This window comes from Azospirillum sp. ST 5-10, assembly GCF_051225715.1.
GTDB lineage: Bacteria > Pseudomonadota > Alphaproteobacteria > Azospirillales > Azospirillaceae > Azospirillum.
In genome coordinates, this window is record NZ_JBPJSP010000047.1 from 1 (window position 1) to 25,904 (window position 25,904).

23 protein-coding genes are annotated in these 25,904 nt (G+C 71.2%); 9 read left to right on the plus strand and 14 right to left on the minus strand.

Features of this window, described 5'->3' with window-relative positions; genetic code table 11:
• The first annotated feature begins 142 nt into the window (after nt 1–142).
• The gene (locus ACSBPG_RS30205; protein WP_435540969.1) at nt 143–556 is read left to right on the plus strand and encodes a flagellar basal body rod protein FlgC; all 414 of its coding nucleotides are present in this window, start codon (nt 143–145) and stop codon (nt 554–556) included.
• Nucleotides 557–566: 10 nt separating this feature from the next.
• Here ACSBPG_RS30205 and ACSBPG_RS30210 read toward each other — a convergent pair whose 3' ends face one another.
• From ACSBPG_RS30210 to ACSBPG_RS30220, 3 genes are read right to left on the minus strand one after another with little or no spacing between them, the layout of a single operon-like run.
• On the minus strand, nt 567–3,641 hold the full coding sequence (locus tag ACSBPG_RS30210; protein ID WP_435540970.1) for a MexW/MexI family multidrug efflux RND transporter permease subunit: 3,075 nt from the start codon (nt 3,639–3,641) through the stop codon (nt 567–569).
• Between the two features lie 11 nt (nt 3,642–3,652).
• A complete protein-coding gene (locus ACSBPG_RS30215; protein WP_435540971.1) occupies nt 3,653–4,900 on the minus strand; it encodes an efflux RND transporter periplasmic adaptor subunit in 1,248 nt (415 codons plus the stop codon).
• Nucleotides 4,897–5,667 (minus strand): TetR/AcrR family transcriptional regulator, encoded by a 771-nt coding sequence (locus tag ACSBPG_RS30220; protein WP_435540972.1) that lies wholly within the window; start codon nt 5,665–5,667, stop codon nt 4,897–4,899. Before ACSBPG_RS30220 ends, ACSBPG_RS30215 begins: the two co-directional genes overlap by 4 nt.
• Nucleotides 5,668–5,899: 232 nt before the next feature.
• Between ACSBPG_RS30220 and ACSBPG_RS30225 the strand changes: the two genes are divergently transcribed.
• Nucleotides 5,900–7,915: a BCCT family transporter gene (locus ACSBPG_RS30225; RefSeq protein ID WP_435540973.1), complete on the plus strand. Its 2,016-nt coding sequence runs from the start codon at nt 5,900–5,902 to the stop codon at nt 7,913–7,915.
• Between the two features lie 121 nt (nt 7,916–8,036).
• Here ACSBPG_RS30225 and ACSBPG_RS30230 read toward each other — a convergent pair whose 3' ends face one another.
• The 7 genes from ACSBPG_RS30230 to ACSBPG_RS30260 all read right to left on the minus strand — a co-directional run bounded on the left by ACSBPG_RS30230 (nt 8,037) and on the right by ACSBPG_RS30260 (nt 14,436).
• Nucleotides 8,037–8,933 (minus strand): glycine betaine ABC transporter substrate-binding protein, encoded by an 897-nt coding sequence (locus ACSBPG_RS30230; protein ID WP_435540974.1) that lies wholly within the window; start codon nt 8,931–8,933, stop codon nt 8,037–8,039.
• A gap of 37 nt (nt 8,934–8,970) precedes the next feature.
• Nucleotides 8,971–9,915, minus strand: coding sequence for an ABC transporter permease (locus tag ACSBPG_RS30235; RefSeq protein WP_435540975.1), 945 nt, complete (start codon nt 9,913–9,915; stop codon nt 8,971–8,973).
• A 3-nt stretch (nt 9,916–9,918) separates the two neighbouring features.
• A complete protein-coding gene (gene proV, locus ACSBPG_RS30240; protein ID WP_435540976.1) occupies nt 9,919–11,115 on the minus strand; it encodes a glycine betaine/L-proline ABC transporter ATP-binding protein ProV in 1,197 nt (398 codons plus the stop codon).
• Nucleotides 11,116–11,588: 473 nt separating this feature from the next.
• Entirely contained in the window at nt 11,589–12,881 is a 1,293-nt protein-coding gene (locus ACSBPG_RS30245) for an MFS transporter (protein ID WP_435540977.1), read from the minus strand.
• Nucleotides 12,878–13,120: a hypothetical protein gene (locus ACSBPG_RS30250; protein ID WP_435540978.1), complete on the minus strand. Its 243-nt coding sequence runs from the start codon at nt 13,118–13,120 to the stop codon at nt 12,878–12,880. Before ACSBPG_RS30250 ends, ACSBPG_RS30245 begins: the two co-directional genes overlap by 4 nt.
• Before the next feature lie 13 nt (nt 13,121–13,133).
• Nucleotides 13,134–13,649, minus strand: coding sequence for a hypothetical protein (locus ACSBPG_RS30255; RefSeq protein ID WP_435540979.1), 516 nt, complete (start codon nt 13,647–13,649; stop codon nt 13,134–13,136).
• A 76-nt stretch (nt 13,650–13,725) separates the two neighbouring features.
• Nucleotides 13,726–14,436, minus strand: a complete 711-nt coding sequence (locus ACSBPG_RS30260) for a type 1 glutamine amidotransferase (protein WP_435540980.1) — start codon at nt 14,434–14,436, stop codon at nt 13,726–13,728.
• A gap of 145 nt (nt 14,437–14,581) precedes the next feature.
• On the opposite strand from ACSBPG_RS30260, the gene ACSBPG_RS30265 reads away from it, so the two are divergent.
• The 4 genes from ACSBPG_RS30265 to ACSBPG_RS30280 all read left to right on the plus strand — a co-directional run bounded on the left by ACSBPG_RS30265 (nt 14,582) and on the right by ACSBPG_RS30280 (nt 19,005).
• Nucleotides 14,582–16,096 (plus strand): bifunctional metallophosphatase/5'-nucleotidase, encoded by a 1,515-nt coding sequence (locus tag ACSBPG_RS30265; protein ID WP_435540981.1) that lies wholly within the window; start codon nt 14,582–14,584, stop codon nt 16,094–16,096.
• 104 nt (nt 16,097–16,200) lie between these two features.
• Nucleotides 16,201–17,196 carry a hypothetical protein gene (locus ACSBPG_RS30270; protein WP_435540982.1) on the plus strand — a complete coding sequence of 332 codons (996 nt, stop codon included), beginning with the start codon at nt 16,201–16,203 and terminating at the stop codon, nt 17,194–17,196.
• Nucleotides 17,197–17,201: 5 nt separating this feature from the next.
• Nucleotides 17,202–18,233 carry a hypothetical protein gene (locus tag ACSBPG_RS30275; RefSeq protein WP_435540983.1) on the plus strand — a complete coding sequence of 344 codons (1,032 nt, stop codon included), beginning with the start codon at nt 17,202–17,204 and terminating at the stop codon, nt 18,231–18,233.
• A 52-nt stretch (nt 18,234–18,285) separates the two neighbouring features.
• Nucleotides 18,286–19,005 carry a phosphatase domain-containing protein gene (locus tag ACSBPG_RS30280; protein ID WP_435540984.1) on the plus strand — a complete coding sequence of 240 codons (720 nt, stop codon included), beginning with the start codon at nt 18,286–18,288 and terminating at the stop codon, nt 19,003–19,005.
• Between the two features lie 19 nt (nt 19,006–19,024).
• On the opposite strand, the gene ACSBPG_RS30285 is transcribed toward ACSBPG_RS30280, so the two are convergent.
• Nucleotides 19,025–20,809, minus strand: a complete 1,785-nt coding sequence (locus ACSBPG_RS30285; RefSeq protein WP_435540985.1) for an ABC transporter ATP-binding protein — start codon at nt 20,807–20,809, stop codon at nt 19,025–19,027.
• A gap of 138 nt (nt 20,810–20,947) precedes the next feature.
• Here ACSBPG_RS30285 and ACSBPG_RS30290 point away from each other — a divergent pair, with 138 nt between their 5' ends.
• Complete coding sequence (locus tag ACSBPG_RS30290; protein ID WP_435540986.1) at nt 20,948–21,925, plus strand: patatin-like phospholipase family protein; 978 nt, start codon at nt 20,948–20,950, stop codon at nt 21,923–21,925.
• A gap of 31 nt (nt 21,926–21,956) precedes the next feature.
• Here ACSBPG_RS30290 and ACSBPG_RS30295 read toward each other — a convergent pair whose 3' ends face one another.
• A complete protein-coding gene (locus ACSBPG_RS30295; protein ID WP_435540987.1) occupies nt 21,957–22,205 on the minus strand; it encodes a hypothetical protein in 249 nt (82 codons plus the stop codon).
• Nucleotides 22,206–22,240: 35 nt separating this feature from the next.
• Nucleotides 22,241–22,417, minus strand: coding sequence for a hypothetical protein (locus ACSBPG_RS30300; RefSeq protein WP_435540988.1), 177 nt, complete (start codon nt 22,415–22,417; stop codon nt 22,241–22,243).
• Between the two features lie 148 nt (nt 22,418–22,565).
• Between ACSBPG_RS30300 and ACSBPG_RS30305 the strand changes: the two genes are divergently transcribed.
• Nucleotides 22,566–23,057, plus strand: coding sequence for an RT0821/Lpp0805 family surface protein (locus ACSBPG_RS30305; protein ID WP_435540989.1), 492 nt, complete (start codon nt 22,566–22,568; stop codon nt 23,055–23,057).
• A gap of 48 nt (nt 23,058–23,105) precedes the next feature.
• Here the strand turns inward: ACSBPG_RS30305 and ACSBPG_RS30310 are convergent, their stop codons facing one another.
• Nucleotides 23,106–23,858 carry a porin gene (locus tag ACSBPG_RS30310; protein ID WP_435540990.1) on the minus strand — a complete coding sequence of 251 codons (753 nt, stop codon included), beginning with the start codon at nt 23,856–23,858 and terminating at the stop codon, nt 23,106–23,108.
• Nucleotides 23,859–24,057: 199 nt separating this feature from the next.
• On the opposite strand from ACSBPG_RS30310, the gene ACSBPG_RS30315 reads away from it, so the two are divergent.
• Nucleotides 24,058–25,893 carry a potassium/proton antiporter gene (locus tag ACSBPG_RS30315; protein ID WP_435540991.1) on the plus strand — a complete coding sequence of 612 codons (1,836 nt, stop codon included), beginning with the start codon at nt 24,058–24,060 and terminating at the stop codon, nt 25,891–25,893.
• The last annotated feature ends 11 nt before the right edge of the window (nt 25,894–25,904 follow it).

Here is a 25,904-nt window from a genome sequence, read left to right on the forward strand (position 1 = left end):
CGCACCTACGAGGCCATGCTCCACATCGTGTGTGCCGTCACCGTCTGGGAGTTCGTCGCCCTACTGGAATAGGCTCTAAGCATGGTTTTCCGAGCCCGCCCAGAGGAGGGCGGAGTTCGGAAAAACCTGCTAGGATCGTGCGATGATCACGCCGCTCGACATCGCCGTCACCGGGATGGCCGCCCAGACCCGGCGGCTCGAGGCTTCGGCCTCGAACACCGCCAACGTCCGCAGCCGCGGCGCCCTGCCCGGCGCGACGGCGGACGGGCAGCCGGAACCCTACCGTCCCGTCGGGGTGGCGCAGTCCGAACAGCGGGCCGGCACGGCGGCGGGCGGAACCCGCGCCGTCTTCACCCCGATCACCCCCGCCTACCTTCCGGAGTACGACTCCGACGCGCCCTACGCCGACGCGCGGGGCCTGGTGGCCGCACCCAACGTCGACCTCGCCCGAGAGGCGGTCGACCAGGTCGCCGCGTCGCGCACCTACGCGGCCAACGCCGCGGTGGTGCGCACGGCCGACGACCTGCTGCAGAGCCTGCTCGACGCCAAGGTTTAGCCGCCCCCCATCACGACAGCGAGGCGATCTCGGCCATGCGGTGGGAGTTGGCGGCGGCGTGGTGGTCCTTGGCCAGTACGGTGTAGACCGCCGGCAGCACGAACAGGGTGAACAGCGTGCCGATGAGCATGCCGGAGACGATCACCAGGCCGATGGAGAAGCGGCTGGCGGCTCCCGCCCCGGCCGCCGTCAGCAGCGGCACCAGACCGACCACCATGGCGGCGGTGGTCATCAGGATCGGCCGCAGGCGCACGCGCGCCGCGTGCTCGATGGCGGTGCGGCGGTCGACCGCCTCGGCGATCTGCATCTCGCGGGCGAAGGCGACCATCAGGATGCCGTGCTTGGAGATCAGGCCGATCAGGGTGACCAGCCCGACCTGGGTGTAGATGTTCATGGTCGACAGGCCCATGAACAGCGGCAGCAGGGCGCCGCAGATCGACATCGGCACGCTGACCAGGATGACCAGCGGATCGCGCAGGGACTCGAACTGCGCGGCCAGCACCAGGTAGATGACGACCATCGCGAAGACGAAGGTCACGGTGAGCTGGTTGCCCTCGGTCACGTACTGGCGCGATTCCGACAGGTAGTCGTGGGTGAAGCCGGCCGGCAGGTGCTGGCGCGCCTGCTGCTCCAGGAACTCCACCACCTGCCCCATCGCCACGCCCGGCATGGGGACGGCGGAGAAGGTGGCGGAGGGAAGCTGGTTGTACTTGGTCAGGGCGTTGGGCTGGATCTCCGTCTTGATGGAGACCACCGTCGACAGCGGGATCTGCGTGCCGTCGGCGGCGGCGACGTAGTACTGGGCGAGGTCCTCGGGCGCCAGCCGCTTGGCGCGCGGCACCTGCGGGATGACCTCGTAGGACCGGCCGTTCAGGTTGAAGCGGTTGACGTAGTTGCCGCCGACCAACACCCCGAGGGTGTCGCCGATCTCGGCCATCGACAGGCCGAGATCGGCCGCCTTGGAGCGGTCGATGATCATGCGGTAGGACGGGCTGTCGAACTGCAGGTCGCTGTCGGTGATGATGAACATGCCGCTGTCGCGCGCCGCCGCCTTGATCCGTTCCATGGCGTCGTAGATGGTGCGGTAGTCGCCGGAGCTGGAGATCACCATCTGCACCGGCAGCCCGCCCGTCGTGCCCGGCAGGGCGGGCGGCGACACCAGGAAGATGTTCACGCCGGTCACCGCGTTGAGCGCGCCCTGGGCGACCGGCTGCAGGTCCTTGGCCGACCGGGTGCGCTCGTCCCACGGCTTGAGGATCATGCCGGCGAAGCCCTGGTTCGGCGTCGGCGCGCCGTTGATGACGAAGCGGGTGTCGGTCTCCGGAAAGGTCGCGAGGACGCCGTCCATCTGCTCGCCATAGGCGTCGAAATAGTCGAGGTTGGCGTACTGCGGTGCCTTGGTGATGCCGAACAGGATGCCCTGGTCCTCCTCCGGGGCCAGCTCGCCCATGGTGTTGACGAAGAGGAAGCCGACCGAGGCCAGCACCCCCAGCCCGAACAGCAGGGTCGCCGGACGGTAGTCGAGCGCGCCGGCCAGCCGCCGGCCGTACCAGCCCTCCAGCCTGCTGAAGGTGCGGTCGACGAAGCGGGCGAAGCGCCCCTCGCTCATCTCCCGCGTCAGCAGCAGCGAGCACATCATCGGCGACAGGGTCAGCGCCACCACGCCCGAGATGACCACCGATCCCGCCAGGGTGAACGCGAACTCGCGGAACAGCGCGCCGGTCAGGCCGCCGAGGAAGCCGATCGGCGCGTACACCGCCGCCAGCGTGATGGTCATGGAGATGACCGGGCCGACGATCTCGCGCGCGCCGATGAGCGCCGCCTGGACCGGGCTCCGCCCCTCCTCCAGGTGGCGGTGGACGTTCTCGACCACGACGATGGCGTCGTCCACCACCAGGCCGATGGCGAGCACCATGGCGAGCAGGGTCAGCAGGTTGAGCGAGAAGCCCATCGCCAGCATGAAGGTGGCGGCGCCGATGATCGAGAGCGGGATGGTGACGATCGGGATCAGCACCGCCCGCACCGAGCCGAGGAACAGGAAGATCACGACGATGACGATTCCCACCGCCTCCAGCAGCGTCTTCACCACCTCGTCGATGGAGGCCTGGATGAAGCGGGTGCTGTCGTAGACGATCTCCATCTTCAGCGACGGCGGCAGGTTGCGCTGCAACTCCGGCACCAGCTTGCGGATGTCGGCGACGATGTTCAGCGGATTGCCGGTGGGGGTCGCGTTGACGCCGATGAAGATCGCCCGCTGGCCGTTCATCGCCACGCTGGAATCGGTGCGCTGGGCACCCAGCTCCACGGTGGCGATGTCCCGCAGGCGGACCAGCGACGTCCCCTCGGCCTTCACCACCATGTCGCGGAACTGCTCGACGTCGGTGAGCCCGGTGTTGGTGGTGATGTTGATGACGACGAAGGCTCCCTTCGCCTGGCCCGGCGCGGACTGGAAGTTGTTGGCCTGGATCGCCGCCCGCACGTCGCCCGGCGAAATGCCGCGCGCCGCCATCCTCTCCGGGTCGAGCCACACCCGCATGGCGAAGGTCTGGCCGCCGAGGATCGCCGCCTCCGAAACCCCCTCGACGGTGGACAGGGTCGGCTGCACCACGCGCGTGAGATAGTCGGTGATCGCCGCCTCGGACAGCTCCGGGCTGGCGAAGCCCATGTAGAGGATCGACGTGGTCTCGCCCGTCGACTTCAGGATCACGGGGTCGTTGGCTTCGCTGGGAATCTGGTACTTCACCTGCTGCACCTTCGCCATCACGTCGGTCATGGCGACGTTCGGGTCGAAGTTGAGGCGGATGTTGGCCGTCACCACGCTCTGCCCCTGGGTGGAGGAGGAGGTGATGTAGTCGATGCCCTCGGCGGTCGAGACCGCCTGCTCGATGGGCGTCGTGATGAAGCCCTGCATGAGGTCGGGCGACGCGCCGGGATAGAGCGTCGTGACCGTGATGACGGTGTTCTTCAGCTCCGGGTACTGGCGGATCGGCAGATCGAGGAGCGCACGGGCGCCCACCAGCAGGATCAGCAGGCTGACGACCACCGACAGCACGGGGCGACGGATGAAGAGGTCGGTGAAAGCCATGGGTGCGGGCCTCAGTTGCGCGGCAGCGTCGCCGGAGCGACGAGCGGATCGGCTTCGGCGACCGCCACCGCCGCGCCGTTGTTGAGCTTGAGCTGGCCGGAGACGACGACGCGGTCGCCGGGCTCAAGGCCGTCCAGCACCTCGACCTTCCCCTCGAAGCGGTCGCCCACCGTCACCGGCACGCGCTGCACCGTCAGCTGCTCCTTGCCGTCCTCGCCCGCGGCGGCCCGCACGACGAAGACGGAATCGCCGTAGACCGTGTAGTCCACCGCCGTTTCCGGCACCACGATCATGCCCGGCTTGGGCGGCAGCACCACCCGCACGTTGGCGAACATGCCGGGCAGGAGCTGGCGCTGGCGGTTGTCCAGCGTCGCCTGCACCTGGATGGCCCGGGTGTCGGTGCTGACCTGCGGCTCGATGGTGGTGATCCGCGCCTCGAAGCTGCGCCCCGGCGCGGCGTCGGATTCGATCAGCACCGCCTGGCCGACGCCGAGCCGGCTCAGCGCGTTCTCCGGCAGGGAGAAGTTGACGTAGAGCGTCGACAGGTCGGTCAGCGTGACGATCGGGTCGCCGGCGCTGATGTAGCCGCCGACGTTGACCTTGCGGATGCCGAGTTCGCCGCCGAACGGGGCGCGGATCAGCTTCTTGGCGATCAGCGCCTCGGTGCGCTTGATGTTGGCGTTGGCCTGGTCGAGCTGCGCCTGGTTCTGATCGACCGTGGTCTGCGGGCCCACCTGGTTGCGCAGCAGGTTGCGCGAGCGCTCCAGGTTGGCCGTCGCCAGCTTGGCCTCGGCCTGGTAGGCCAGCAGGTCCGCCTGTTCGGTGGCGTCGTTGATCTGGATGAGCGGATCGCCCTCGGCCACGGTGGCGCCGGACTCGAAGCGGATGGCGAGCACGCGCCCCGCCACCTCGGACGCCACGGAAACCTGGCGGCTGGCCACCAGGGTGCCGATGGCCGGCAGATACTTGGGCACCGCCTGCACCGCCGCCCCGGCCACCGTCACCGGCGTCGGCGGCGGCTTGTTGCCGGCGAAGAAGTCGGCGATGGCCTGGTCGCGGAAGGTCTTGAACCCGTAGAGCCCGGCGAACACGAGGCCGAGCAGGACCAGCACGATCCCGACCCGCACCGCCATCGCGGTGCGGCCGACCCGCCGGCGCACCGGCGCCGGCGGACGGTGCTCCACCGCTTCGCGTTCGCCCTCCGGCCGGCGGGCGCCGTCGCGCTGCGCGTCGTTCCGGATCTTCGTCTCGATGGTCACGGTCGTCCTCGTTCGGTTGGGCAGCCGGCCGGCGCATCGGGCGGCGAGCCGGCGCCCGGGCGGTCCGGGCCCGGGAAATGGCGGGTCAGCGCGTCGTCGGTGAGGCCGAGGCCGCGCAGCAGGAACCAGGCCACCGTCCGCGCCGCGCCGGGGCCGCGGTAGGTGGGGGCGCCGAGCGGGCGGCCCGGCAGGAACTGGGTGGCGAGCATGGAGCAGAGATAGTCGGGCAGCCACAGGGCGTCCGTTCCCGTCAGCGGCGAGGCGACCACGTCGCCGGCCTCGCGCGCCGCCTCGAACGCCGCCGCGAAGGCGGGCTGGATGACGCCGGCGACCCAGGCGTAGACCTGCCGTGCGAACTCCCCGTCCTCGAGATGGCTCATGACGAGAAGGCGCTGGCGCGCCAGTTCAGCGGGATCGTCGGGCAGCTCCACCAGGAAATGGTGGGTCATCGCGCACATCATCTCGACCAGCGCCGCCGTCGACGGCGGCAGGGCGATCAGGCGCTGCACCTCGGCGTCCCCTTCGACGCAGGCGGTGAAGATCGCCTCGTAGAGCGCCGCCTTGCTCGGAAAATGCTTGAAGATCAAGGCTTCAGAAACACCCGCGGCGGCAGCGATCTCCTTGGTCGTCGTCGCCACGAAGCCCTTCTGGGCGAACAGCGGCAGAGCCGCGTCGACGATCGCCGCGCGACGCTCCGCACTGTCGAGACGGTGGGCCGAAACCGCGGCCTTCTGCACCTGCTCAGTTAGTAAGTGCTTACTCACCATGGGCACGGTTTAGCGTGCCCGTCGGCCGATGTCGAGTGCCGGCGTCGCAGGGTCCGGCGGCACCGCCATGCGTGTGGATCATGGCGCCCGCACACCGCCCCCATCCATCGCAAGATCCGCCGCCACCGGGTCGGACCAAGACTTTCCGCCGCCGCAGCCGTTGTCACCGGCAGTCCCCCTACATCGCCGCCGGACGAAGCAAGGTGCCCGGCGGCCTCAGCGGAGAGGTCGCATGGACCGCATCAACAAGACCGTCACGTTCACGGCCGGTGGCATCATCCTGCTGTTCGTCGCCCTGGCCGCCGCCTGGCCGCAACGACTCGCCGACGACATCGCGGCCCTGCAGGCCGGCATCGTGGAGACCTTCGGCTGGTTCTACATACTCTCGGTCGCCGGATTCCTTCTCTTCATCCTGTGGCTTCTCATCAGCCCCTACGCCGGGGTCAAGCTGGGCAAGGACGTGGACGAGCCGGAATTCAGCTATCCCACCTGGTTCGCCATGCTGTTCAGCGCCGGCATGGGCATCGGCCTGCTGTTCTACGGCGTCGCCGAGCCGGTCCTCCATTTCGCCAACCCGCGGATCGGCGAGGCCGGCACCGTCGACGCCGCCCGCGAGGCGATGAACATCGCCTTCCTGCACTGGGGCCTGCACGCCTGGGGCGTCTACATCGTCGTCGGCCTGTCGCTGGCCTACTTCGCCTACCGCCATGACCTGCCGCTGACCATCCGCTCGGCGCTCTACCCGCTGCTGGGCGAGCGCATCCACGGCTGGGCCGGGCACGTGGTCGACATCTTCGCCATCTTCGGCACCCTGTTCGGCGTCGCCACGTCGCTCGGCCTCGGCGTCATGCAGATCAACGGCGGGCTCGCCTATCTCGGGCTGCTGGAGGTCGACATCACCAACCAGCTCGTGCTGATCGTCGTCATCACCGCCATCGCCACGACGTCGGCGGTCAGCGGCGTCGGGCGCGGCATCCGGCGCCTCAGCGAGCTGAACATGCTGGCCGGGCTGGCGCTGCTGGTCTTCGTCTTCGCGCTCGGCCCGACCGTGTTCCTGCTGTCGGCCTGGGTGGAGAGCATCGGCCGCTATCTCTGGACCCTCCCCTTCACCAGCTTCCGCACCCTGCCCTTCGCCGGGACGGAATGGCAGGCGAGCTGGACCATGTTCTATTGGGGCTGGTGGATCTCCTGGGCGCCCTTCGTCGGCATGTTCATCGCCCGCGTTTCGCGCGGGCGCACCATCCGCGAGTTCATCGGCGGCGTGCTGTTCGCCCCGGTCATGCTGACCTTCGTCTGGTTCGTGGTGTTCGGCGACACCGCCATCCACATGGAGCTGTTCGGCGTCGGCGGCATGGTCGCGGCGGTCCAGGACAACGTGCCGACGGCGCTCTTCGTGATGCTCGACCGGCTGCCGCTGGCGACCGTCACCTCGGCGATCGCCACGCTCATGGTGGTCACCTTCTTCGTCACCTCGGCCGATTCGGGCGCCCTGGTGATCGACATCATCGCCGCCGGCGGCGACCCCGATCCGCCCATCGTCACCCGCATCTTCTGGGCGGTGCTGGCCGGCGTGGTGGCGGCGGTGCTGCTGCTGGTGGGCGGACTCAAGGCCCTGCAGACGGCGGCCATCACCACCGCCCTGCCCTTCGCCGTGGTAATGATCCTGATGTGCTGGAGCCTGCTGGTGGGGCTGCAGAGCGAACGCCTCGCCCTGCCCCGCCGCGCCGGCCGCGGTCCGCGGCTCCTGCCGGCCGGCGCCGGCGCGGCGGCCCTGTCGGAGGCGCCCGGCAGCGCCCTGGCGCACCTGCCCGACACCGACTGGCGCCACCAGCTCTCCGCCATCGTCGGCCGCAAGGAGGCGACCGTGGCGGCCCGGCGGACCGGCACCACGGCGGTGCGCGACGAGGTCTCGGCCTTCCTCAACGGCACGGTGGCGCCGGCCTTCCGCGACATCGCCGGCGAGCTGGAGAAGCGCGGCCGCAGCGCCGAGATCGAGGCCAACCCGTTCAACGTGACGCTGACGGTGCTGCGCGGCGAGGACGAGGAGTTCGCCTACACCGTGCGCGGCCGCGTCTACCGCCCCTGGACCTTCGCCTTCCCGGAGATGGAGACCAAGGACGGCTGGGAGCCCCGGGCCGAGATCGTCGTGCGCGGCGGCCTGCACCGGCAGATCGACCCGCGCCGCTTCGGCCCCGAGCACATCGTCGACGACTTCGTGCACGAGTACGCGAAGTGGATGGGGTGGTGACGGAGGGTGGCCGCATCGGTCCCCCACCCAACCCTCCCCCACTGCGCGGGGGAGGGCTTTTCTCCTCCCCCGTGACGTGGGGGGAGGCCGGGAGGGGGAACCGAGGCGGCCACCCATCCCATCACGACTGCGGCATCTCGCCGGTCACCCAGTAGTCGATGCGCGCCTTGTTGTTGGCGATGTAGGTCTCCACCGCCTTCTCGTAGGAGCTGTCGCTGGCCTCCAGCATCATCGCCTGGAGGTCCTCCATCGGCAGGTTCATGCGGGTCAGGAACTCGGCCACCTCGGGGTGGTCCTGGTAGAAGCCCTTGCGCGCCATGACGTGGACGCGCTCCAGGCCGCCCAGCACGCCCTCGGGATCATCGAGGTAGCGCAGGTCCCACTTGGCGAACATCCAGTGCGGGCTCCAGGCGGTGACGGCGATCCACTCGTTGCGGTCGATGGCCCGGCTCAGCGCGGCCGTCATCGCCGCACCGCTGGCCGACACCAGCTCGTAGTCGTCGAGGTCGTACTCCTCCAGCGCCTTCTCCGAGGCCTGCATCAGGCCGGCGCCGGGGTCGATGCCCTGGATCTTGCCCTGCAGCTTCTCGCGGACCTCCGGCTTGTTCAGGTCGGCGATGGTCCTGACCTGGTCCTCCGGCACGTAGGACGGCACCGCCCAGCCGAGCCGGGCGCGGGTGTAGAGGATGCCGAGCGGAACGATGTCCTCGCCGACCTTCTCGAGGTAGTTGCCGTGGGTCACCGGCAGCCAGGACATCATCATGAAGTCCAGGTCGCCCTTGGCGAGGCCCTGGTACTGCAGGCCGATGTCGGCCAGCACCAGCTCGACCTTGGTGTCGAGGCGGTCCTGGATGATCTTCTGGGCGAGCTTGGTCACCGCCTCGGCGTCGGACCAGGCGGTCCAGCCGATGCGCACCGGCTCCTTGCCGTCGGCGGCCGTCGCCGGGCCGGCCGTGACGGCGCCGCCGATCACCACCGCGGCGCCCAGCGCCAGCATCTTCAGAAAGGTACGTCGCATTGCGCTCTCCTTCTTCGGGATTGGATTGGGAGCGGGGTCACCGCGCTTCCGTGACCCCGTCGACGGTCGGCCGCGCCGCGGCCGCACGGGTCTCCGCCCCCTCCGGGGCGACGGTCTTCCGGGGCAGGCCGAGCCGCGCGCGCAGGCTGGGCCGGGCCTGGCCGGTGCCGAAACTCTGGGTCAGCCGGTCGAGCAGGATGGCGAGGATCACCACCGCCAGCCCGCCCTCGAAGCCGAGGCCGATGTCGAGGCGCTGGATGCCGCGCAGCACCTCGTTGCCGAGGCCGCCGGCGCCGATCATCGAGGCGATCACCACCATCGACAGCGACAGCATGATGGTCTGGTTGATCCCGGCCATGATCGACGGCAGCGCCGTCGGCATCTGCACCTTGAAGAGAAGCTGCCGGTTGGTGCAGCCGAAGGCCAGCCCGGCCTCCACCAGCTCGCGCGGCACCTGGCGGATGCCGAGGCTGGTCAGGCGCACCGCCGGCGGCATGGCGAAGATGATGGTGGCGAAGGTGCCGGGCACCCGGCCCAGGCCGAAGAACATCGCCGCCGGGATCAGGTAGACGAAGGCCGGCATGGTCTGCATGAAGTCCAGCACCGGCCGCACCACCGCCTCGACCTTGTCGCTGCGCGCCGCCGCGATGCCGAGCGGCAGGCCGATCACCAGCGCCGCCGTGGTGGCGGTGAGCACCAGGGCCAGCGTGTCCACCGTCTCGTCCCACAGGCCGAGCCCGGCCACCACCAGGAGCGACAGGGCGGAGAACCCGGCGAAGCGCCAGCCGAGGCGCCACAGGCCGAACAGCACGATCAGGCCGGCGAGGATGATGCCGGGCACCGAGGTCAGCAGCGCCTGCACGCCGTCGGACAACGCCCCGACCACCACGTCGACGGCGTCGAAGAACCACTGGGCGTGGTCCAGCAGGAACTCGACGACGGCTTCGGCGCCGTCGCCGAGGGGAAGCTTGAAGTCGTCCATGGCTCAGCGCGTCCGTCCCAGGGTTTCGAGATAGGCGGTCTTGGAGATCGCCCCGACGTAGGCGCCCGTCTCGTCCACCACCGGCAGCGGGTGGGGCGCGGCGGCGATGCGGGCCAGCACCTCGTCCATGGGCATCGACGCCGGCAGCGGCTCCACCCCCGGCAGCAGGGCGTCGTCCAGCGTCGCCGACCCGTTGGCGCGGTCGATCGCCGACAGGAGCGAGTCCACCGAGACGACCCCGTGGAATCGCCGCTTGCCGTCCTGGACGTAGCCGAACTCGCGGTCGCGCTCGCGCAGCTGCCGGACGGCGGCGCGCGGCCCCTCGCCCATGTGGCGGATCAGCGTCACCTGGTCGCGCCGGGCGATGTCGCCGGCGGTGAGGATCTTGGTGACGTCGATGTTGCGGAAGAAGGAGCGGACGTAGTCGTTGGCCGGGTTCTTCAGGATCTCGTCGGGCCGGCCGATCTGCACGATGCGCCCGCCCTCCATGATGGCCAGGCGGTCGCCGATGCGGATCGCCTCGTCCAGGTCGTGGCTGATGAAGACGATGGTGCGCTGGTGCTCGGCCTGGAGGCGCAGCAGCTCGTCCTGCATCTCGGTGCGGATCAGCGGATCGAGCGCCGAGAACGCCTCGTCCATCAGCAGCACCGACGGCTCGTTGGCGAGCGCCCGGGCGAGGCCGACGCGCTGCTGCATGCCGCCCGACAGCTCGTGCGGCCAGCTCTCCGCGTGGGTGCCGAGGCCGACCGCCTCCAAGGCCGCCTGGGCGCGCTCGCGCCGCGCCCTGGCGTCGACGCCGGCGACGTCGAGGCCGAAGGAGGCGTTCTGCCAGACCTTGAGATGGGGCATCAGCGCGAAGCTCTGGAACACCATGCCCATGTTGCGCCGGCGCACGTCGATCAGCTCGGCCCGCGACATGCGGTTGATGTCCCGGCCGTCGATCAGGATCTCGCCCGTGGTGGCGTCGATCAGCCGGTTGAGCAGGCGGATCAGGGTCGACTTGCCGGAGCCGGACAGCCCCATGACGACGAAGATCTCGCCGGCTTCCACCTCGAAGCTGGCGTCGTGGACGCCGACCGTCATGCCGGTCCGCGCGAAGATGTCGTCCCGCCCCAGCCCGTCGTTGAGCATGGCGAGCGCGGTGTCCGGCCGGTTGCCGAAGATCTTGGTGACGCCCTTGGCGGCGATTTGAATGGCCATACGCGTGTCGCTTTCCCTTGGCCGGAACGGATCCGGCGCCGGAGCCCAGGGAACTCCGGTTTCGTTCGAACGAATTCGATTGCAGACGCGGGGGCCGACGCCAGCAGAGGACCAAAGTCCTCTATTCCGCAACAGCGGCAGGCCGCGACGACATGAAGTCCCGCAGTGGACAGCCGGCGCAATGCGACTGAATACAGTCGAGCGCCAATAGATATACGCACTTCACTTCCCTCAGGAAGGAAGAATCGGAGTGTCGAAGATGGAATTGAGGTCCAAGACCGGTTCCGGATTTCCTCCTTCCAGTTGGCGCCCTGCCCGCTGCAGGACGCACAAGATGGACGCCGGAGTGGCGCCGGAACGGACACAACTTGCCCGATTCGGTCCCGACCCTACCAAAGGGGGAAGGAGATGGAAACCCTTTTTGGCCAAAAAGGGGCGGATCTACCTCGAAAGCACCCGATTCTAGGACCGGATCAGGACGCGGGTCCGCCGGCGGGCGCAGCGGTCGGCGTGCGCCGGGCGAAGCCCGACTCCTCGTCGTCCGGCGCCCCCCGCGGGTCGAGGGGGGCCACCACGGGGGTGGTGCGCGCCAGCACGTGGAAGGGCCCCTGCAGCTCGTTGGGGACCGGCGCCCGTGCGATCATGCGCCACAGGCCGAAGACGACCGCGGCGATGCCGACGGCGGCGCAGAACAGGAACAGGCCGCCGGGCCCGCCGACCGTCATGGCGACCGAGGCGCCGAAGGGGCCGGCCGTCGCCCCCACGGAATAGCTCAGCACCAGTCCGCCGCTGGCCGACACCATGTCGGCCGGATCCAGGTGGTCGTTGGTGTGGGCGACGCACAGCGGATAGAGCGCGAAGGTGACGCCGCCGAACAGGCAGACGAGGGCCAGCAGCCACAGGAAGTCGGCGGCGCCCGACAGGACCAGCGCGGCGCTGACCGCCACCAGGACGGCGAACAGGACGACCAGCACCTTGCGCCGGTCGAACACGTCGGACAGGCGGCCGAGCGGCCATTGCAGGACGACGCCGCCGAGGATGGCGGCGCTCATGAACAGCGCGGTGTCGGCGTTGTCGTAGCCGAGCTGGCGGACGTACGCCGGCGCCAGGCTGTACAGCGCCCCGGTGACGAGGCCGCTGACGAGGGTGCCGAACACGCCGAGCGGCGACACCGCGTACAGCCTCCGGAATCCGAAGGAACGGACGTCGGGCAGCTGCGGCGGCGTCTGCCGGGTCAGCGCCACCGGCACCAGGGCGAGCGCCAGCAGGATGGCGATGATGGTGTAGAGGAGGCGGCCGGTGTCGTCCTGCAGGTTCAGCAGGAACTGGCCGCCGCCCTGCCCGCCGTACACGCTGATCATGTAGAAGGACAGGATCTGCCCGCGGGTCTGCGCCGTGGCGTTGTGGTTCAGCCAGCTCTCCACGCAGACGAACAGGCCGGCCATGCAGAATCCCGCCACCAGCCGGAGCACGCCCCACAGCACGAGGTTGGAGCTGATGGAATGGCCGAGCGTCGCCGCCGCCAGCACCGCCGCGAGCGCGCTGAAGGTGCGGATGTGGCCGACCGCCCGGATCAGCGCGAAGGCGCGCAGCGACCCCAGGGTGAGGCCGGCGAAATAGCCGGCCATGACGACGCCGATGGCCAGCGGCGTGTGGGCCGCGTCGGTCATGCGCACGCTGAGCAGGGTGCTCAAGGTGCCGATGCCGGCCATCATCAATGCCATCGCCACCAGGAGGACGAGGACCGGGCGCACCATGGCGGTCATGACCGGCGGCCCCGGCGCTCCACGGCCTCCCGCTGCCGCGGGCCGATGATCCGCGCCGACTCCTCGTCCACCAGGGTCAGGCGCGGCCGCACGCGCAGGCCGAGGTGCTCCTGCACCTGGCGCTCGGTGTCGCCCAACTGTGCGCACACCGCCGCGATCCGCGGCGCCGTGCGCTCGGGAACCGGGTCGAAGCAGGTGTGGTGGTCGCGGCGGGTGAACATCCGGTCGAGCCAACGCATGGACAATCCCTCCTCAGCCCGCGAGATGGGCCGGCAGCAGCACGAACGCAAGCGCCAGGCAGGCGAGCGCGCCGAGGATGAGGCGCAGGGCCCAGGTGCGGTGGCGCGCTCCCTCGATGTTGCCGCAGAGGTATTGCTGGTAGGCGATGGCATAGCTGGCGGTCATCAGTTTGGTCGTCTGCTCGGGGACGTCGGTGCCGGCCGCACGCAGCTGTTCCTCGGCCGACAGCAGCTCGGTGAGCGTCGGCGGCTCGTGGTGGACGAACAGCCACTCCACCAGGATCACGTGGTAGACCGCGCACAGCAGCGCCAGCACGGCCGCGGCGCCGAGCCCCAGGATGACGAGGGCCAGCGGCTCCGTCCAGCGGCTCGCGTCCACCTCGCGGGCAAGGGTGCCCAGCGAAAACACCGTGAACGAGATCGCCGCCACCGGCGTCGACACGCTGCCGCGGATGGTTTCGCGGTTGGAGCGCTCGCCGAAGTAGAGCAGGCGGAAATGGTCGTGGTGGCGTTCGACGGGCGACATCATGGCGAAGCGGCGCTGTTGCGAGGCCGGAACGGTCAGGCGCCCCTGCCAACAGCGGCGGTGGCCCGAGGTTGCGCGGTCAGCCCGCGGCCCGGCGCGCCCGCTCCAGCCAGCGGCGGCCGATGGTGCGCGCGAACGCCGCCTGGTCCGGCAGGTGGCGGTCGATCTGCGCGCCGATGCCGGCGACGCGACCGCGGTCGTCCTCGCGGTGCTCCTCGCCGTAGCGGGCGACCCAGTCGGCGATGACCGGCGCGGTGGCCTCGAAATGGAACTGGAAGGCGTGCAGCCAGGGGCCCAGCCGGAAGCCCTGGTTCAGCCCGCCGCCCTCGGCGAGCCGCACCGCCCCGTCCGGCAGGTCGAACGTGTCGTAGTGCCACTGCATCAATGTCGCCTCGCCGCCCAGCCCGCGCAGCAGCGGGTCGTCCTGGGCGGCCGCGGTGAGGTGGACGGGACGGAAGCCGATCTCCGGCTCGGCGTGGCGGTAGACCCGCGCGCCGTGGGCCCGCGCCGCCAGTTGGGCACCGAGGCAGATGCCCAGCGCCGGACGCCCCTGCGCGCCGAAGGCGCGGATGAGCTCCATCAGAGGCGGGAACCACGGCGCGCCGGCGTCGTCCCAGGCGTCCTGCGGCCCGCCCAGCACCACCAGGCCGGCGAATCCGTCCGGTTCCCCGGGAAGCGGCTCCCCGGCCTCCGGACGCGCCGCGACCAGCGTGGCGCCGTGCTCCGTCAGAACCTCGCCGAGGCTGCCGACCGGAGAGGAATGGTGGTTCTCCACGACCAGGATGCGCATCTCGCCCGCTTCCGCTGCGTTGCCGGACGGGCCTAATCAGGGGCAGCGTCCGCCCGGTTTCAACCCCCGGGCGCCGGGCATGCGCGCGCTGCGGCAATGCGCTACACTCGCCGCGCACAGCCGCAGACACCGGAGGCCGTCCGCCATGGTCCGCTCGCTCCGCCCCTTCGTCGCCGCCGTCGCCGTGGCGGCCGCCCTCGCCGCCGGCGCCGCCCAGGCGCAGAACGGCACGCTCACCTTCCTGCACGTCAACGACGTCGACGAGATCGCCCCGGTCAAGGGCCGCGGCGGCCTGGCGCCGCTGATGACCCTGCTGCGCCAGGAACGCCAGCGCAACCCCGACGCCATCACCACGCTCGGCGGCGACTTCCTGTCGCCGTCGCTCCTCTCGGGCATCACCCACGGCAGCCACATGGTCGAGCTGCTGGGGGCGGTCGGCACCGACGTCGCCGTCTTCGGCAACCACGAGTTCGACTTCGGCCCGCAGGTGACCCGCGAACGCCTCGGCGAATCGGCCTTCCCCTGGCTCGGCGCCAACGTGCTGGACGGCGACGGCACGCCCTTCGCCACGGCCGCGGCGACCTGGACCCGGACGGTCGGCGACGTCAAGGTCGGCGCCTTCGGTGTGCTGACTCCTGAGACCGTCACCCTCTCCAGCCCCGGCGACGCCGTCACCTTCGCCCCGGTGATCGACACCGCGCGCGACGCCGTCAAGGCGCTGCGCGCCGACGGCGCCAACGTGGTCGTCGCCCTCACCCACCAGACCATCGCCGAGGACCGGGCGCTGGCGCAGCAGGTGCCGGGCATCGACCTGATCCTCGGCGGTCACGACCACGAGCCGATGACCGTCTACCAGGGCGGGACGCTGATCATGAAGTCCGGCGCCGAAGCCCACTATCTCGGCGTCATCGACCTCGACGTCCGCACCCGGACCACCGACAAGGGACCGGTGACCGCCGTCGCGCCGACGCGGTGGAGCATGCTGACCACCGCCGGCGTCGCCCCGGACCCGGAGCTCGCCGCCGCCGTCAAGGTCCACACCGACCGGCTCGACGCGGCGATGGGGACCGTCATCGGCCGCACCGCCAGCGACCTCGACAGCCGGAACAGCGCCGTCCGCACCGGCGAGGCGGCGATCGGCAACCTGTTCGCCGACGCGCTGCGCCAGGCCATGAAGGCCGACGTCGCCGTGACCAACGGCGGCGGCATCCGCGGCAACACCACCTATGCCGCCGGCAGCGACCTGACGCGCAAGGACATCTTCGCCGAGCTGCCGTTCGGCAACGTCGGAGTGCTGGTGGAGATGAAGGGCGCCGACCTGCTCGCAGCCCTGGAAGGCGGCGTCAGCAAGGTCGAGGAGGCGGCCGGACGCTTCCCCCAGGTGTCGGGCGTGCGCTTCGTCTACGATCCCAAGGCCGAACCCGGCCATCGCATCGTCGAGGCGTCGGTGGGCGGCGCCCCGCTCGATCCGGCGGCGACCTACCGCGTCGCCACCAACGACTTCATGTACAAGGGGGGCGACGGCTACACCGCCTTCGCCAGGGGCAAGGCGCTGGTCGACCCCACCAGCGGCGTCCTGTTCGCCACCATGGTGATGGACCACGTCGCCGCGCAGGGAACGGTCTCCCCGAAGGTCGAGGGACGGATCGTCGCGCGGTAGCGTCCCACGGACGATCCGGCCGCAGAAATGTCGCACGGCGGAACGTTGCGCTCCGCCGTGCGGCCGTCTAGGGTCCGCCGGACCCTCCCTGCCCCGGCCCCCGGATGACCCGTTCCAACGACTTCGCGCAGGCGTTCGCCGCCGCCCACGCCGACCTCGGCCTCGCCCGCGTCTCGGTCAGCCACATCCTCCAGCGGATCGCCGACGACCCGTCCTACCTGTTCGGCGAGGAGTTGCGCCGCTTCGGCGGGCAATGCCCGGTGCACCCCGGCACCGCCCCGGACGATCTCGACAAGGCCGCCGTCAACACGCTCCTGGCCTTCCTCTTCCACGGCCTGAAGAGCTTCGTCGAGACCCATCTGCCGGTGGACGAGCACGGCCGCATCCCGCTGGTGCCGCCGCCTCGCTCGCCCCACGCCGCCGCCATGGCCGACGCGGCGGCCCGGTCCGCGGCGGCGCCGGAGGTGCTGGTGTCGTACCTGCGCGACAGCACCTGCCACCTGCTGGACGAGGTCATCACCCGCTGGGCCGCCGACGTGCTGGCGGAGGAGGAGCGCTGCCGCCGCCAGGGCAGCGGCAGCATCACCGCGATCGCCGCCGCCAGCTTCGTGCTGCGCGGCATCCTCGACGGGTCGGCGCTGTACCAGCGCGCCGGCTACGACCTGCTGTCGATCACCAAGACCGGCAGCCACACCGCCATCCACATCTGCTGGTCGCTCGTCGAGGCGGCGCCGCTGCTGGTGCCCGGGCGCGACGGTGCCTTCTACGACGACCTGGTGCGGCGCAGCCTCAAGCAGGTGGTGCCGCTGTCGGTGGCCAGCCTCGGCATGCTCGTGCATTACATGGAGGCGAGCGGCATGGAACCGGCCGACGGGCTGGCCATCCACCTGCTGCCCAAGGACCAGACCGCGTTCGCCCTCGACGAGGCGGGGCTGATCCGTCTGCGCGCCGCCCCCATCACGCCGTTCCGCAAGGCGGAGGAGCGGCACTACACCGGCTGCCCCGCCTTCTACGCCCCGGGGCTGATCAAGCTGTACATGGACACGGTCGCCTCCATCGCCCTCGACCAGGGCGTCTACGACCGGCTGCAGGAGCGCTGAGCGCCATGGCCTCCCCTTCCCGCCCCAACGACTTCGCCCAGGCCTATCTGGCCGCCCACGCCGACGCCGGGCTGACCCGCGTCTCGGTGGCCCACGCCCTGCACCGGATCGCCGCCGACCCCGCCTACCTCTTCACGCCCGAGTTCCGCGCGCTCGCCGGCCAGTGCCCCGTGCGCCCCGACACCCGGCCGGAGGACGCCGAGAAGGTCGTCGTCAACACCACCCTGGCGCTGCTCTACGACTCCCTGCGGCGCACCATCGTGGCGCGCCTGCCGCTGGCGCCGGACGGCCGGCTGCTGCTGCCGGCGCCGCCCGAGAGCCCCTACGGCGTCGCTCCCGACGATGCCGAGGGGCTGGCGCGCCTGGCGCCCGACGACCTCTGCGCCTTCCTGCGCGACGCCACCTGCCACCTGCTGGACGCCGTCATCACCCACTGGGCGGCCGGGGTGTTCGCCGAGGAGGAGGAGTGCCGCCGCCAGGGCGAGGGGATCACCCCGACGGCGGCGGCCAGCTTCATCGTCGGCCAGACCCTGGAGACCTCGGCCCTCTACAACAAGAGCGGCTACGACCTGCTGTCGATCACCAAGACCGGCAGCCACACCGCGCTCCACGTCTGCTGGAGCCTGGCCGAGGCGGCGCCCCTGCTGCAGCCGGGGCGCACGGCGGAGCACTACGACGCGCTGCTGCGCCGCAGCCTCAAGCAGGTGCTGCCGCTGTCCATGGGCAGCCTCGGCATGCTGGTGCGCTACATGGAGGGCAGCCACATCGAGGCGCAGCACCATCAGGCGACCCACGTGCTGCCGCCCCACCAGGAGGCCTTCGTGCTCGACGAGGGCGGGCCGGAGCCCTTCATCCGCCTCGCCACCGCTCCCATCGTGCCGACCGCCAAGCCCGGCGAGCAGCACTACACCGGCTGCCCGGCCTTCTACGTCACCGGCATGATCGACCTCTACATGGAGGTCGTGCTGGCGACGGCGGCGCAGTACGGCGTCTACGACCGCCTGCAGGAGCGCGGACGTCCGGCCGCCGGGGCTTGACCGGCGCGCCGCACTCCCTATGTTGGCGGCCTGCCGCAATGCGAGGTGATCCGTGGCGAAGAAGTGGTTGCTGCGCCGGTACGCCGCCGGCCTGTCCAGCGGCATCAAGCGCAGCCGGGCGAGGATGGCGACGCCGCACGAGCGCCTGCTCGGCCATTTCGAGGCGGTCTTCATCGACCACGCCTGCTTCCGCCTGATCTACGCCAACCTCTACCGGCTGTCGGAGCGCATGTACCGGTCGAGCCAGCCGTCGCCGGTGCACGTGCGCCGCGCCGCGGCCAACGGCATCCGCACCGTCGTCAACCTGCGCGGCCGGCGCGACTGCGCCTCCTACATCCTGGAGGAGGAGGCCTGCCGCGGCGCCGGGATCACGCTGGTCGACTTTCCCATCAGCTCGCGCGACATGCCGAAGAAGGAGACGCTGCGCGCCGCCCGCGAGCTGTTCCGGCGGATCGAGTACCCGGCGCTCATGCACTGCAAGTCGGGCGCCGACCGCGCCGGCTTCATGGCCGCCTTCTACCTGTTCGCCCACGAAGGGGCGCCGCTGGAGGCGGCGGTGAAGCAGCTCCACTGGAAGTACGGTCACTTCCGCCAGGCGAAGACCGGCATCCTCGACTATTTCTTCGAGCTGTACGCCGCCTACAACGCCCGCCACCCCACCGAGTTCTGGGACTGGGTCGAGCACGTCTACGACCCGGTCGAGGCCAAGGCCAACTTCCGCTCCCGCGAATGGGCCGACACGGTGGTCGACCGCCTGCTGGCGCGGGAGTGACGGTCCGGCAGGACCGCCCTCAGGCCACCCCCAGCCCCTCGTCGCCGAACTGCAGCCGGCACAGGCGCGCGTAGGCCCCGCCGGCCGCCAGCAGGTCGTCGTGGGTGCCCTGCTCGACCACCCTGCCCTGCTCCATGACGACGATGCGGTCGGCGTTGCGGACGGTGGCGAGGCGGTGGGCGATCACCAGGGTGGTGCGCCCGACCGTCAGGCGCTCCAGCGCCGCCTGGACGAGCCGCTCGGATTCCGAATCCAGGGCGCTGGTGGCCTCGTCCAGCAGCAGGATCGGCGCGTCCTTCAGGAAGGCGCGGGCCAACGCCACCCGCTGGCGCTCGCCGCCCGACAGCTTGACGCCGCGATCGCCGATCACGGTGTCGTAGCCTTCGGGCAGGGCGGCGATGAAGTCGTGCGCCGCCGCCGCCCTGGCGGCGGCGGCGATGGCGTCGTCGTCGGCGTCGAGGCGGCCGAAGGCGATGTTGGCGCGGATGGTGTCGTTGAACAGCACCGTGTCCTGGCTGACCACCGCGACGGCGCGGCGCAGGCTCTCCAGGGTGACGTCGCGCACGTCCTGGCCGTCGATCAGCACCCGCCCGCCGCCGACGTCGTAGAGGCGCGGGATCAGGTTGAAGACGGTCGACTTGCCGGCGCCGCTGCGCCCCACCAGGGCGACCGTGCTGCCCGGCGCCACGTCGAGGGCAAGGTCCTTCAGGGTGGCGCCGCCCGGCTCGTAGGCGAAGCGCACCGCCTCCAGCCGGATCGCCGCACGGTCGACCACAAGCGGCCGGGCGTCGGGCCGGTCCTCGATGTGCGGGCGTTCGTCGATCACCTCGAAGATGCGCTGCATCGAGGCCAGACCCTCCTGCAGCGCCGTGTTGAGGGTGCCGATGGCGCGCACCGGCTGGGCGGCGATCAGCAGGGCGCCGACGAAGCCGGTGAACTCGCCCACCGTCCCGGCCCCGCTGGCCATGCGCCAGCCGGCGAAGGCGATGACGCTGGCGACGGCGACGCCCCCCAGCACCTCCAGCATGGGGTCGAGGCGGGAACGCTGGCGGGTCGCCTTCATGGTCAGGCGATAGTTCTCCTCGAAGGCGGCGGCGGCGCGGCGGCGCTCGTAGTCCTCCAGGCGGAAGGTCTTGACCATGCGCGCCCCGGCCAGGCTTTCGCCCAGCAGCGCGGTCATGTCGCCGACCTGCGCCTGGGTCTGGCGCGACACCCGGCGCAGGTGGCGGCCGATGCTGACGATGGGGATGGCCGCCAGGGGATAGAGGAGGAAAACCACCAGCGACAGCAGCCAGTCCAGGTAGAACATGGCGCCGACCAGGGCGATCACCGTGAGCACGTCCCGCACCAGGCCGGTGAGGCAGCGGGTCAGGGCGTTGCGGATCTGCTCGACGTCGTTGATGAAGCGCGCCGTCAGGGTGCCCGTCGGCGCCGCCTGCAGGCGGGCGAGATCGGCCGACAGCAGGTGGGAGAACAGCGTCATGCGGATGTCGGCGATCACCCGCTGCACCACCGCGGTGGTGACCACCGTCTGGGCGTAGAGGGACACCGCCTTCACCGTCGTCACCACGACGATGGCGAGCGGGATCAGGAACAGCATGGCGCGGTCCTGCGCCTCGAACATGCTGTAGGACTTCTCGATGAGCAGCGGGTAGGCGCCGGTGGTGGCGGCGACCACGCCCATCAGCGCGATGGCGACGAGGAGGCGGCCGCGGTACCGGCGGATCCACTGCCGCCACATGCGCAGGGCCAGTTCCTGGGTCGCCGCGTCCAGCCGCAGCTTGTCTCCGGTCGTCTTGCTCACGTCGGCGCCTTGTGTTTGCGGGCGGCGAAGCCATACCCGACGGGGCCGCCGCTTGTCCACCGGGGCCGCCGTTAACCGCTCCTTGACCGCGACCGGCCACACTGGGACGGTCGGTTGACCGCGCTCGGGAAGGGACACATGGCCATGGACGGCGGTCCGGCACGCGGGCGCCCGCGCATCGCCCTGGCGCTCGGCGGCGGCGTGGCGCGGGGATGGACGCACATCGGCGTGCTGCGCGCGCTGGAACGGCACGGCATCGTCGCCGACGTGGTGTGCGGCTCCTCGGTGGGGGCGCTGGTCGGCGGCTGCTACCTCGCCGGCCAGCTCGACACGCTGGAAGCCTGGGCGCGCGGGCTCACCCGGCTGAAGATCGTCGGCTACCTCGACCTGCGCCTGCGCAGCGGCGGCGGCCTCATCGGCGGCAACCGCCTGGTGGCGGAACTGCGCCGGCACCTCGCCGACGCCCGCATCGAGGATCTTCCCGCCCCCTTCATGGCCACCGCGACCGACCTGCTGAGCGGGCACGAGGTGTGGCTGCAGCGCGGCGACCTGGTGGACGCGCTGCGGGCGTCGATCTCGCTGCCGGGCGTCTTCCCGCCGGTGCGCCTCGACCGCCGCTGGCTGGTCGACGGCGCCCTCGTCAACCCGGTGCCGGTGTCGTGCTGCCGCAGCCTCGGCGTGCCGGTGGTGATCGCCGTCAATCTCGCGGCGGACCTGCTGGGCAAGGCCCGCCGCCCCGGCACCGACCTGCCGACGGCGGCCGGCTTCGATCTCGCCGACCTCATCGACGAGGCCGAGGGGGCCGACAGCGGCCGGACGGCCATGGGCGCGCTGGCCCGGCGCGTCTTCCGCCGCGACTACGAGGGGCCCAGCATGTTCGGCGTCATGGTGTCGGCGCTGGGGATCATCACCGACCGCATCACCCGCTCGCGCTTGGCGGGCGAGCCGCCGGACGTCCACATCGCGCCGCGCGTCGGCCACATCGGGCTGCTGGAATTCGACCGGGCCGACGAGTGCATCCGCGAGGGCGAGGCGGCGGTCGAGCGGGCGCTGCCGGAGATCCAGGACGCGCTCGCCCTGTTCGGCGTGGCGCCCCGGCAGCCGGAACGGACCTGACCCGTCCGCCGCCGGCCCGGCACGCCGAAGGTCAGTCGAACAGGTCCTCGCCGGGGATGTCGCCCGGATCGGTCAACGCTCCGGTCGCCGCGCCGGCGGCACCGCCGATCAGCGCGCCCGTGCCGGCGCTGCCGCCGGTCACCCCGCCGATCAGCGCGCCGCCGGCGGCGCCGATGCCGCCGCCGTAGAGGGCGCGGCGCTCCTGGGTGGACATGTTCTCGCACGCGGCGGTGCCGAACAGGGTCAGGCCGAGCAAAGCGGCCGCGACGGTCTTCGTCATGTCGTCCTCCTCCGTACGTCTATCCTGGAGCGGCGTCAGTCGATGATGTCGCCGAGGATCGCGCCGCCGGCGCCGCCGATCACCGCACCGCGCGGTCCGTCGACCGCATAGCCGCCGGCCGCGCCGGCGGCACCGCCGACCACGCCGCCGGTGGAGCACGCGGCCAGCATCAGCAAGGCGGCGGCCACCCCGATCAGTCGCAACTGGGACATCGTCCTGCCTCCCATAAGTCGTCACGTCAGGCATAGAACGCACGACGCGGCCGAATGCTCCCGCGACGCGGCCATGCAAATCGTCCGGAACTTCGCAAGGACGCGGCGGGTTTGCCCGGCAGAGCCAGCCGCAAGGGAGGATCGGACGATGACGACGCTTCGCATGAAGGTGGCCTGCGCCGCCGTCGCGCTTTCGCTCACCGCCTGCCAGGGGTCCGGCGGTTTCGGCGGCCTCGGCGACATGAACACGACGGAAACCATCGGCACCGTCGGCGGTGCCGCCGGCGGCGCCCTGCTGGGATCGCAGTTCGGCAGCGGCAGCGGACAGCTCGCCACCACCGCCATCGGCACCCTGCTGGGGGCATACGCGGGCAACATGCTCGCCAAGAACTTCAGCGGCAACGACCGGAGCCGCGCCGTCAACGCCGAGCAGCAGGCGGTGGTGCAGAACGAGACCGTCACCTGGAACAACCCGCAGTCCGGCTACAGCGGAACGGTGCAGCCGCAGGGCACCTTCCGCAACAGCGCCGGCCAGCTGTGCCGCCAGTACACCCACACCGTCAACACCGGCAACGGCAGCGACTCCGCGCAGGGCGTGGCCTGCCAGCAGGCGAACGGCACCTGGCAGCTGCAGAGCTGACGGCCGGCCGCTCCCGCCGAGGCCGCGGGAGTGCCGCGGCGCCGCCGATCAGAAGCGGATCCGCGTCCCCAGCCGCATCACCGTCGTCTCCGCCTCGGCGCCCGACTGCGACAGGCCGGCGGTCAGGGCGATGCCCGGCGTGACGACGTAGCGCACGGCGGTGTTCCAGCCGCCCGACGTCGCCTCTCCGGCGGTCACGGTGCGGGCGACCTGGCCGCGCACGCTCCAGTCCCCGGCCTGATAGAGGAGGCCGGCGGTCCAGCTCCGGCGGGCGCCGGCGTCGGCCTTCTGGTCGCGCACGGCGGCTCCCATCGTCAGCTGCCGCCACACCACCTCGCCGCCCGCCATCAGCGAGCGCAGCGGCGCCGCCAGCAGCGGGTTGCGCGCCTGTGCGCCGACGCCGCCGACCGTGAAGTCGAGCCGGGCGCCGCCCAGCGACGTGCCGTGGCGCAGCGCCGCCTCGACCATGTGGAGGGCGTCGCCGAGGCCGGTGCCGTCGGCGATCGGCGCATAGCTGACGCCGAACGCGAGGTCGTGGCGAAGTTCCGTGAAATAGGCCGCCTTGGTGGAGCGGCCGCTGCCGAGCCCGGCGGTCGGCCAGAACTCGGTGGCCGGGCCGGTGACCATCAGGCGGGACGACGCACCGTCGGTCTCGCCCACCTCCACGTCCCCCCAGTCCCGGTCGATCCGGACGAATCGTCCGGCGAAGCTCGCTTCCTCGGCGTGCAGGGGCGTCGCGAGGAACAGCGCCGCAAGGCATGCGGACATGCCGGCCCAGCCGGCGCGCGTGGTTGTCGCCACGGTCCGAAATCTCCGTCGTTTGTCGATTGCCTTTCCATAACATGACCCCGATCGTGACGGGTGGGACAAACCCGCCGCGGCCGGTGACATCGGCCGTGACCTCCGTTCCGGCCTTGCGTGCAGCGCAGCGAACGGGTGGAATCGGCGGCATGAAGATCGCCGCCTGCGGATCGCGGCGGAGAAGGCGGGTACGGGTGCGATGGAGACGGCGAGCTACATCATCCTGGTCGGGTCGACGCTGCTGATCGCCAGCATCCTGACCAGCTACGTCGCCATGCGACTCGGCGCACCGCTGCTCCTCATCTTCCTGGCCGTCGGCCTGCTCGCGGGCGAGGACGGGATCGGCCGCATCTATTTCAACGATGCCCCCACCGCTTTTCTCATCGGTTCCATCGCCCTGGCGGTGATCCTGTTCGAGAGCGGCTTCGACACCCCCGTCCACAGCTACCGCACGGCGGCGTGGCCGGCGCTGACGCTGGCCTCGGCCGGGGTGGCGCTGACCACCGGCATCGTCGGCGCCGCCGCCCACGTCCTGCTCGACCTCTCCTGGGTCGAAGCCCTGCTGGTCGGCGCCGTCGTCAGTTCGACCGACGCCGCCGCGGTGTTCTTCCTGCTGCGGGTCGGCGGCATCACCATCCGCGAGCGCGTGCGCTCGACCCTGGAGATCGAGTCCGGCAGCAACGACCCGATGGCGATCCTGCTCACCGTCCTGCTGGTCGAGCTGGCGACCGAGCCGGAGGCGGCGACGACGCTCGGCATGGCGTTGACCTTCGCCGCCCAGCTCGGTGGCGGCGCCGCCGGCGGGCTGATCGGCGGGGCGCTGCTGGTCGCCTTCATCAACGCGGCGCGCCTGGAGTCCGCGCTCAACCCGGTGGTGTCCCTGACCTTCGCCCTGTTCGTCTTCGCCGTCACCACGGTGCTCGGCGGCAGCGGTTTCCTCGCCGTCTACATCGCCGGCCTGGTCGCCGGCAACCTGCCGCTGCGCGGCGCCCAGGGCCTGCGCCGCTTCCACAGCGGGCTGACGTGGCTCAGCCAGATCGTCATGTTCGTCATGCTCGGCCTGCTGGCGACGCCGCGCACCTTCGCCGACGTCGCCGGCGGGGCGGTGGCGCTGGCCCTCGTGCTGACGCTGCTGGCCCGGCCGGTCGCGGTGTGGCTGTGCCTGCTGCCGTTCCGCTTCACCGCCAACGAGACCACCTTCATCGCCTGGGTGGGGCTGCGCGGCGCGGTGTCGATCCTGCTGGCGCTGGTCCCCATCCTCGGCGGGATGCCCAACGGCCAGGACATCTTCAACACCGCCTTCCTGGTGGTCCTCGTCTCGCTGCTGGTCCAGGGCTGGACGATCGGGCCGATGGCGCGCTGGCTGCGCCTGGTCGTGCCGCCGCGCACCGGCCCGGTGGAGCGCGTCGAACTGGAGCTTCCCGGCGAAGCCGAGCACGAGCTGGTGGCGTACACCGTCCATCCCGAAAGCCCCGTCGCCCGCGGCCAGAGCCTGCCGCGCTGGAGCCGGCCGTCGCTGGTGATCCGCGACGGCCGGGTGGTGCCGCTGCACAAGACCCGGCCGCTCCACGCCGGCGACCGCGTCTACCTGTTCATCGCGCCCGACCGGCTGAAACTGCTCGACAAGCTGTTCGGCGGCGCCCGCCCGCTGGACCAGGACGACCGCGACTTCTACGGCGACCTCGTGCTGATGCCGGACGTGACGGTCGGCCAGCTGGCGGAGCTCTACGGCCTGCCCATGGCGCTCGCCAACGCCGACCGCACCCTGGGCGCCCTGTTCCACACCGAATTCGGCGAGGCGTTCGAGCCGGGCGACCGCATCCGCATGGGCAGCGTCGAGCTCATCGTCCGCGACGTCGAGAACGGGGAGATCACCGCCGTCGGCCTCGCGCTCGAACCGAGCGCGGCGTCGCGGCCGCGCATCCTCCTGTTCGACCGGCCCGGCACCCTGCTGGCCGCGCTGCGCGGCCGCTGGCGCCGCGCCGCCTTCCGCCGCTGGGAGCGGCGCCAGCGCCGCCACGACCCGCCGGACTGAAGCGGCGCCGA

What these genes read in the sequence shown, in the direction of transcription:
- ACSBPG_RS30250 (WP_435540978.1), bottom strand. Translation starts at nt 13,120, where the DNA reads ATGCGTTGGCTCGACCGGATGTTCACCCGCCGCGACCACCACACCTGC.
- ACSBPG_RS30235 (WP_435540975.1), bottom strand. Translation starts at nt 9,915, where the DNA reads ATGGACGACTTCAAGCTTCCCCTCGGCGACGGCGCCGAAGCCGTCGTC.
- ACSBPG_RS30295 (WP_435540987.1), bottom strand. Translation starts at nt 22,205, where the DNA reads ATGACGAAGACCGTCGCGGCCGCTTTGCTCGGCCTGACCCTGTTCGGC.
- ACSBPG_RS30300 (WP_435540988.1), bottom strand. Translation starts at nt 22,417, where the DNA reads ATGTCCCAGTTGCGACTGATCGGGGTGGCCGCCGCCTTGCTGATGCTG.
- ACSBPG_RS30255 (WP_435540979.1), bottom strand. Translation starts at nt 13,649, where the DNA reads ATGATGTCGCCCGTCGAACGCCACCACGACCATTTCCGCCTGCTCTAC.
- ACSBPG_RS30230 (WP_435540974.1), bottom strand. Translation starts at nt 8,933, where the DNA reads ATGCGACGTACCTTTCTGAAGATGCTGGCGCTGGGCGCCGCGGTGGTG.
- proV (WP_435540976.1), bottom strand. Translation starts at nt 11,115, where the DNA reads ATGGCCATTCAAATCGCCGCCAAGGGCGTCACCAAGATCTTCGGCAAC.
- ACSBPG_RS30245 (WP_435540977.1), bottom strand. Translation starts at nt 12,881, where the DNA reads ATGACCGCCATGGTGCGCCCGGTCCTCGTCCTCCTGGTGGCGATGGCA.
- ACSBPG_RS30270 (WP_435540982.1), top strand. Translation starts at nt 16,201, where the DNA reads ATGACCCGTTCCAACGACTTCGCGCAGGCGTTCGCCGCCGCCCACGCC.
- ACSBPG_RS30265 (WP_435540981.1), top strand. Translation starts at nt 14,582, where the DNA reads ATGGTCCGCTCGCTCCGCCCCTTCGTCGCCGCCGTCGCCGTGGCGGCC.
- ACSBPG_RS30260 (WP_435540980.1), bottom strand. Translation starts at nt 14,436, where the DNA reads ATGCGCATCCTGGTCGTGGAGAACCACCATTCCTCTCCGGTCGGCAGC.
- ACSBPG_RS30220 (WP_435540972.1), bottom strand. Translation starts at nt 5,667, where the DNA reads ATGGTGAGTAAGCACTTACTAACTGAGCAGGTGCAGAAGGCCGCGGTT.
- ACSBPG_RS30275 (WP_435540983.1), top strand. Translation starts at nt 17,202, where the DNA reads ATGGCCTCCCCTTCCCGCCCCAACGACTTCGCCCAGGCCTATCTGGCC.
- ACSBPG_RS30210 (WP_435540970.1), bottom strand. Translation starts at nt 3,641, where the DNA reads ATGGCTTTCACCGACCTCTTCATCCGTCGCCCCGTGCTGTCGGTGGTC.
- ACSBPG_RS30305 (WP_435540989.1), top strand. Translation starts at nt 22,566, where the DNA reads ATGACGACGCTTCGCATGAAGGTGGCCTGCGCCGCCGTCGCGCTTTCG.
- ACSBPG_RS30315 (WP_435540991.1), top strand. Translation starts at nt 24,058, where the DNA reads ATGGAGACGGCGAGCTACATCATCCTGGTCGGGTCGACGCTGCTGATC.
- ACSBPG_RS30290 (WP_435540986.1), top strand. Translation starts at nt 20,948, where the DNA reads ATGGCCATGGACGGCGGTCCGGCACGCGGGCGCCCGCGCATCGCCCTG.
- ACSBPG_RS30225 (WP_435540973.1), top strand. Translation starts at nt 5,900, where the DNA reads ATGGACCGCATCAACAAGACCGTCACGTTCACGGCCGGTGGCATCATC.
- ACSBPG_RS30205 (WP_435540969.1), top strand. Translation starts at nt 143, where the DNA reads ATGATCACGCCGCTCGACATCGCCGTCACCGGGATGGCCGCCCAGACC.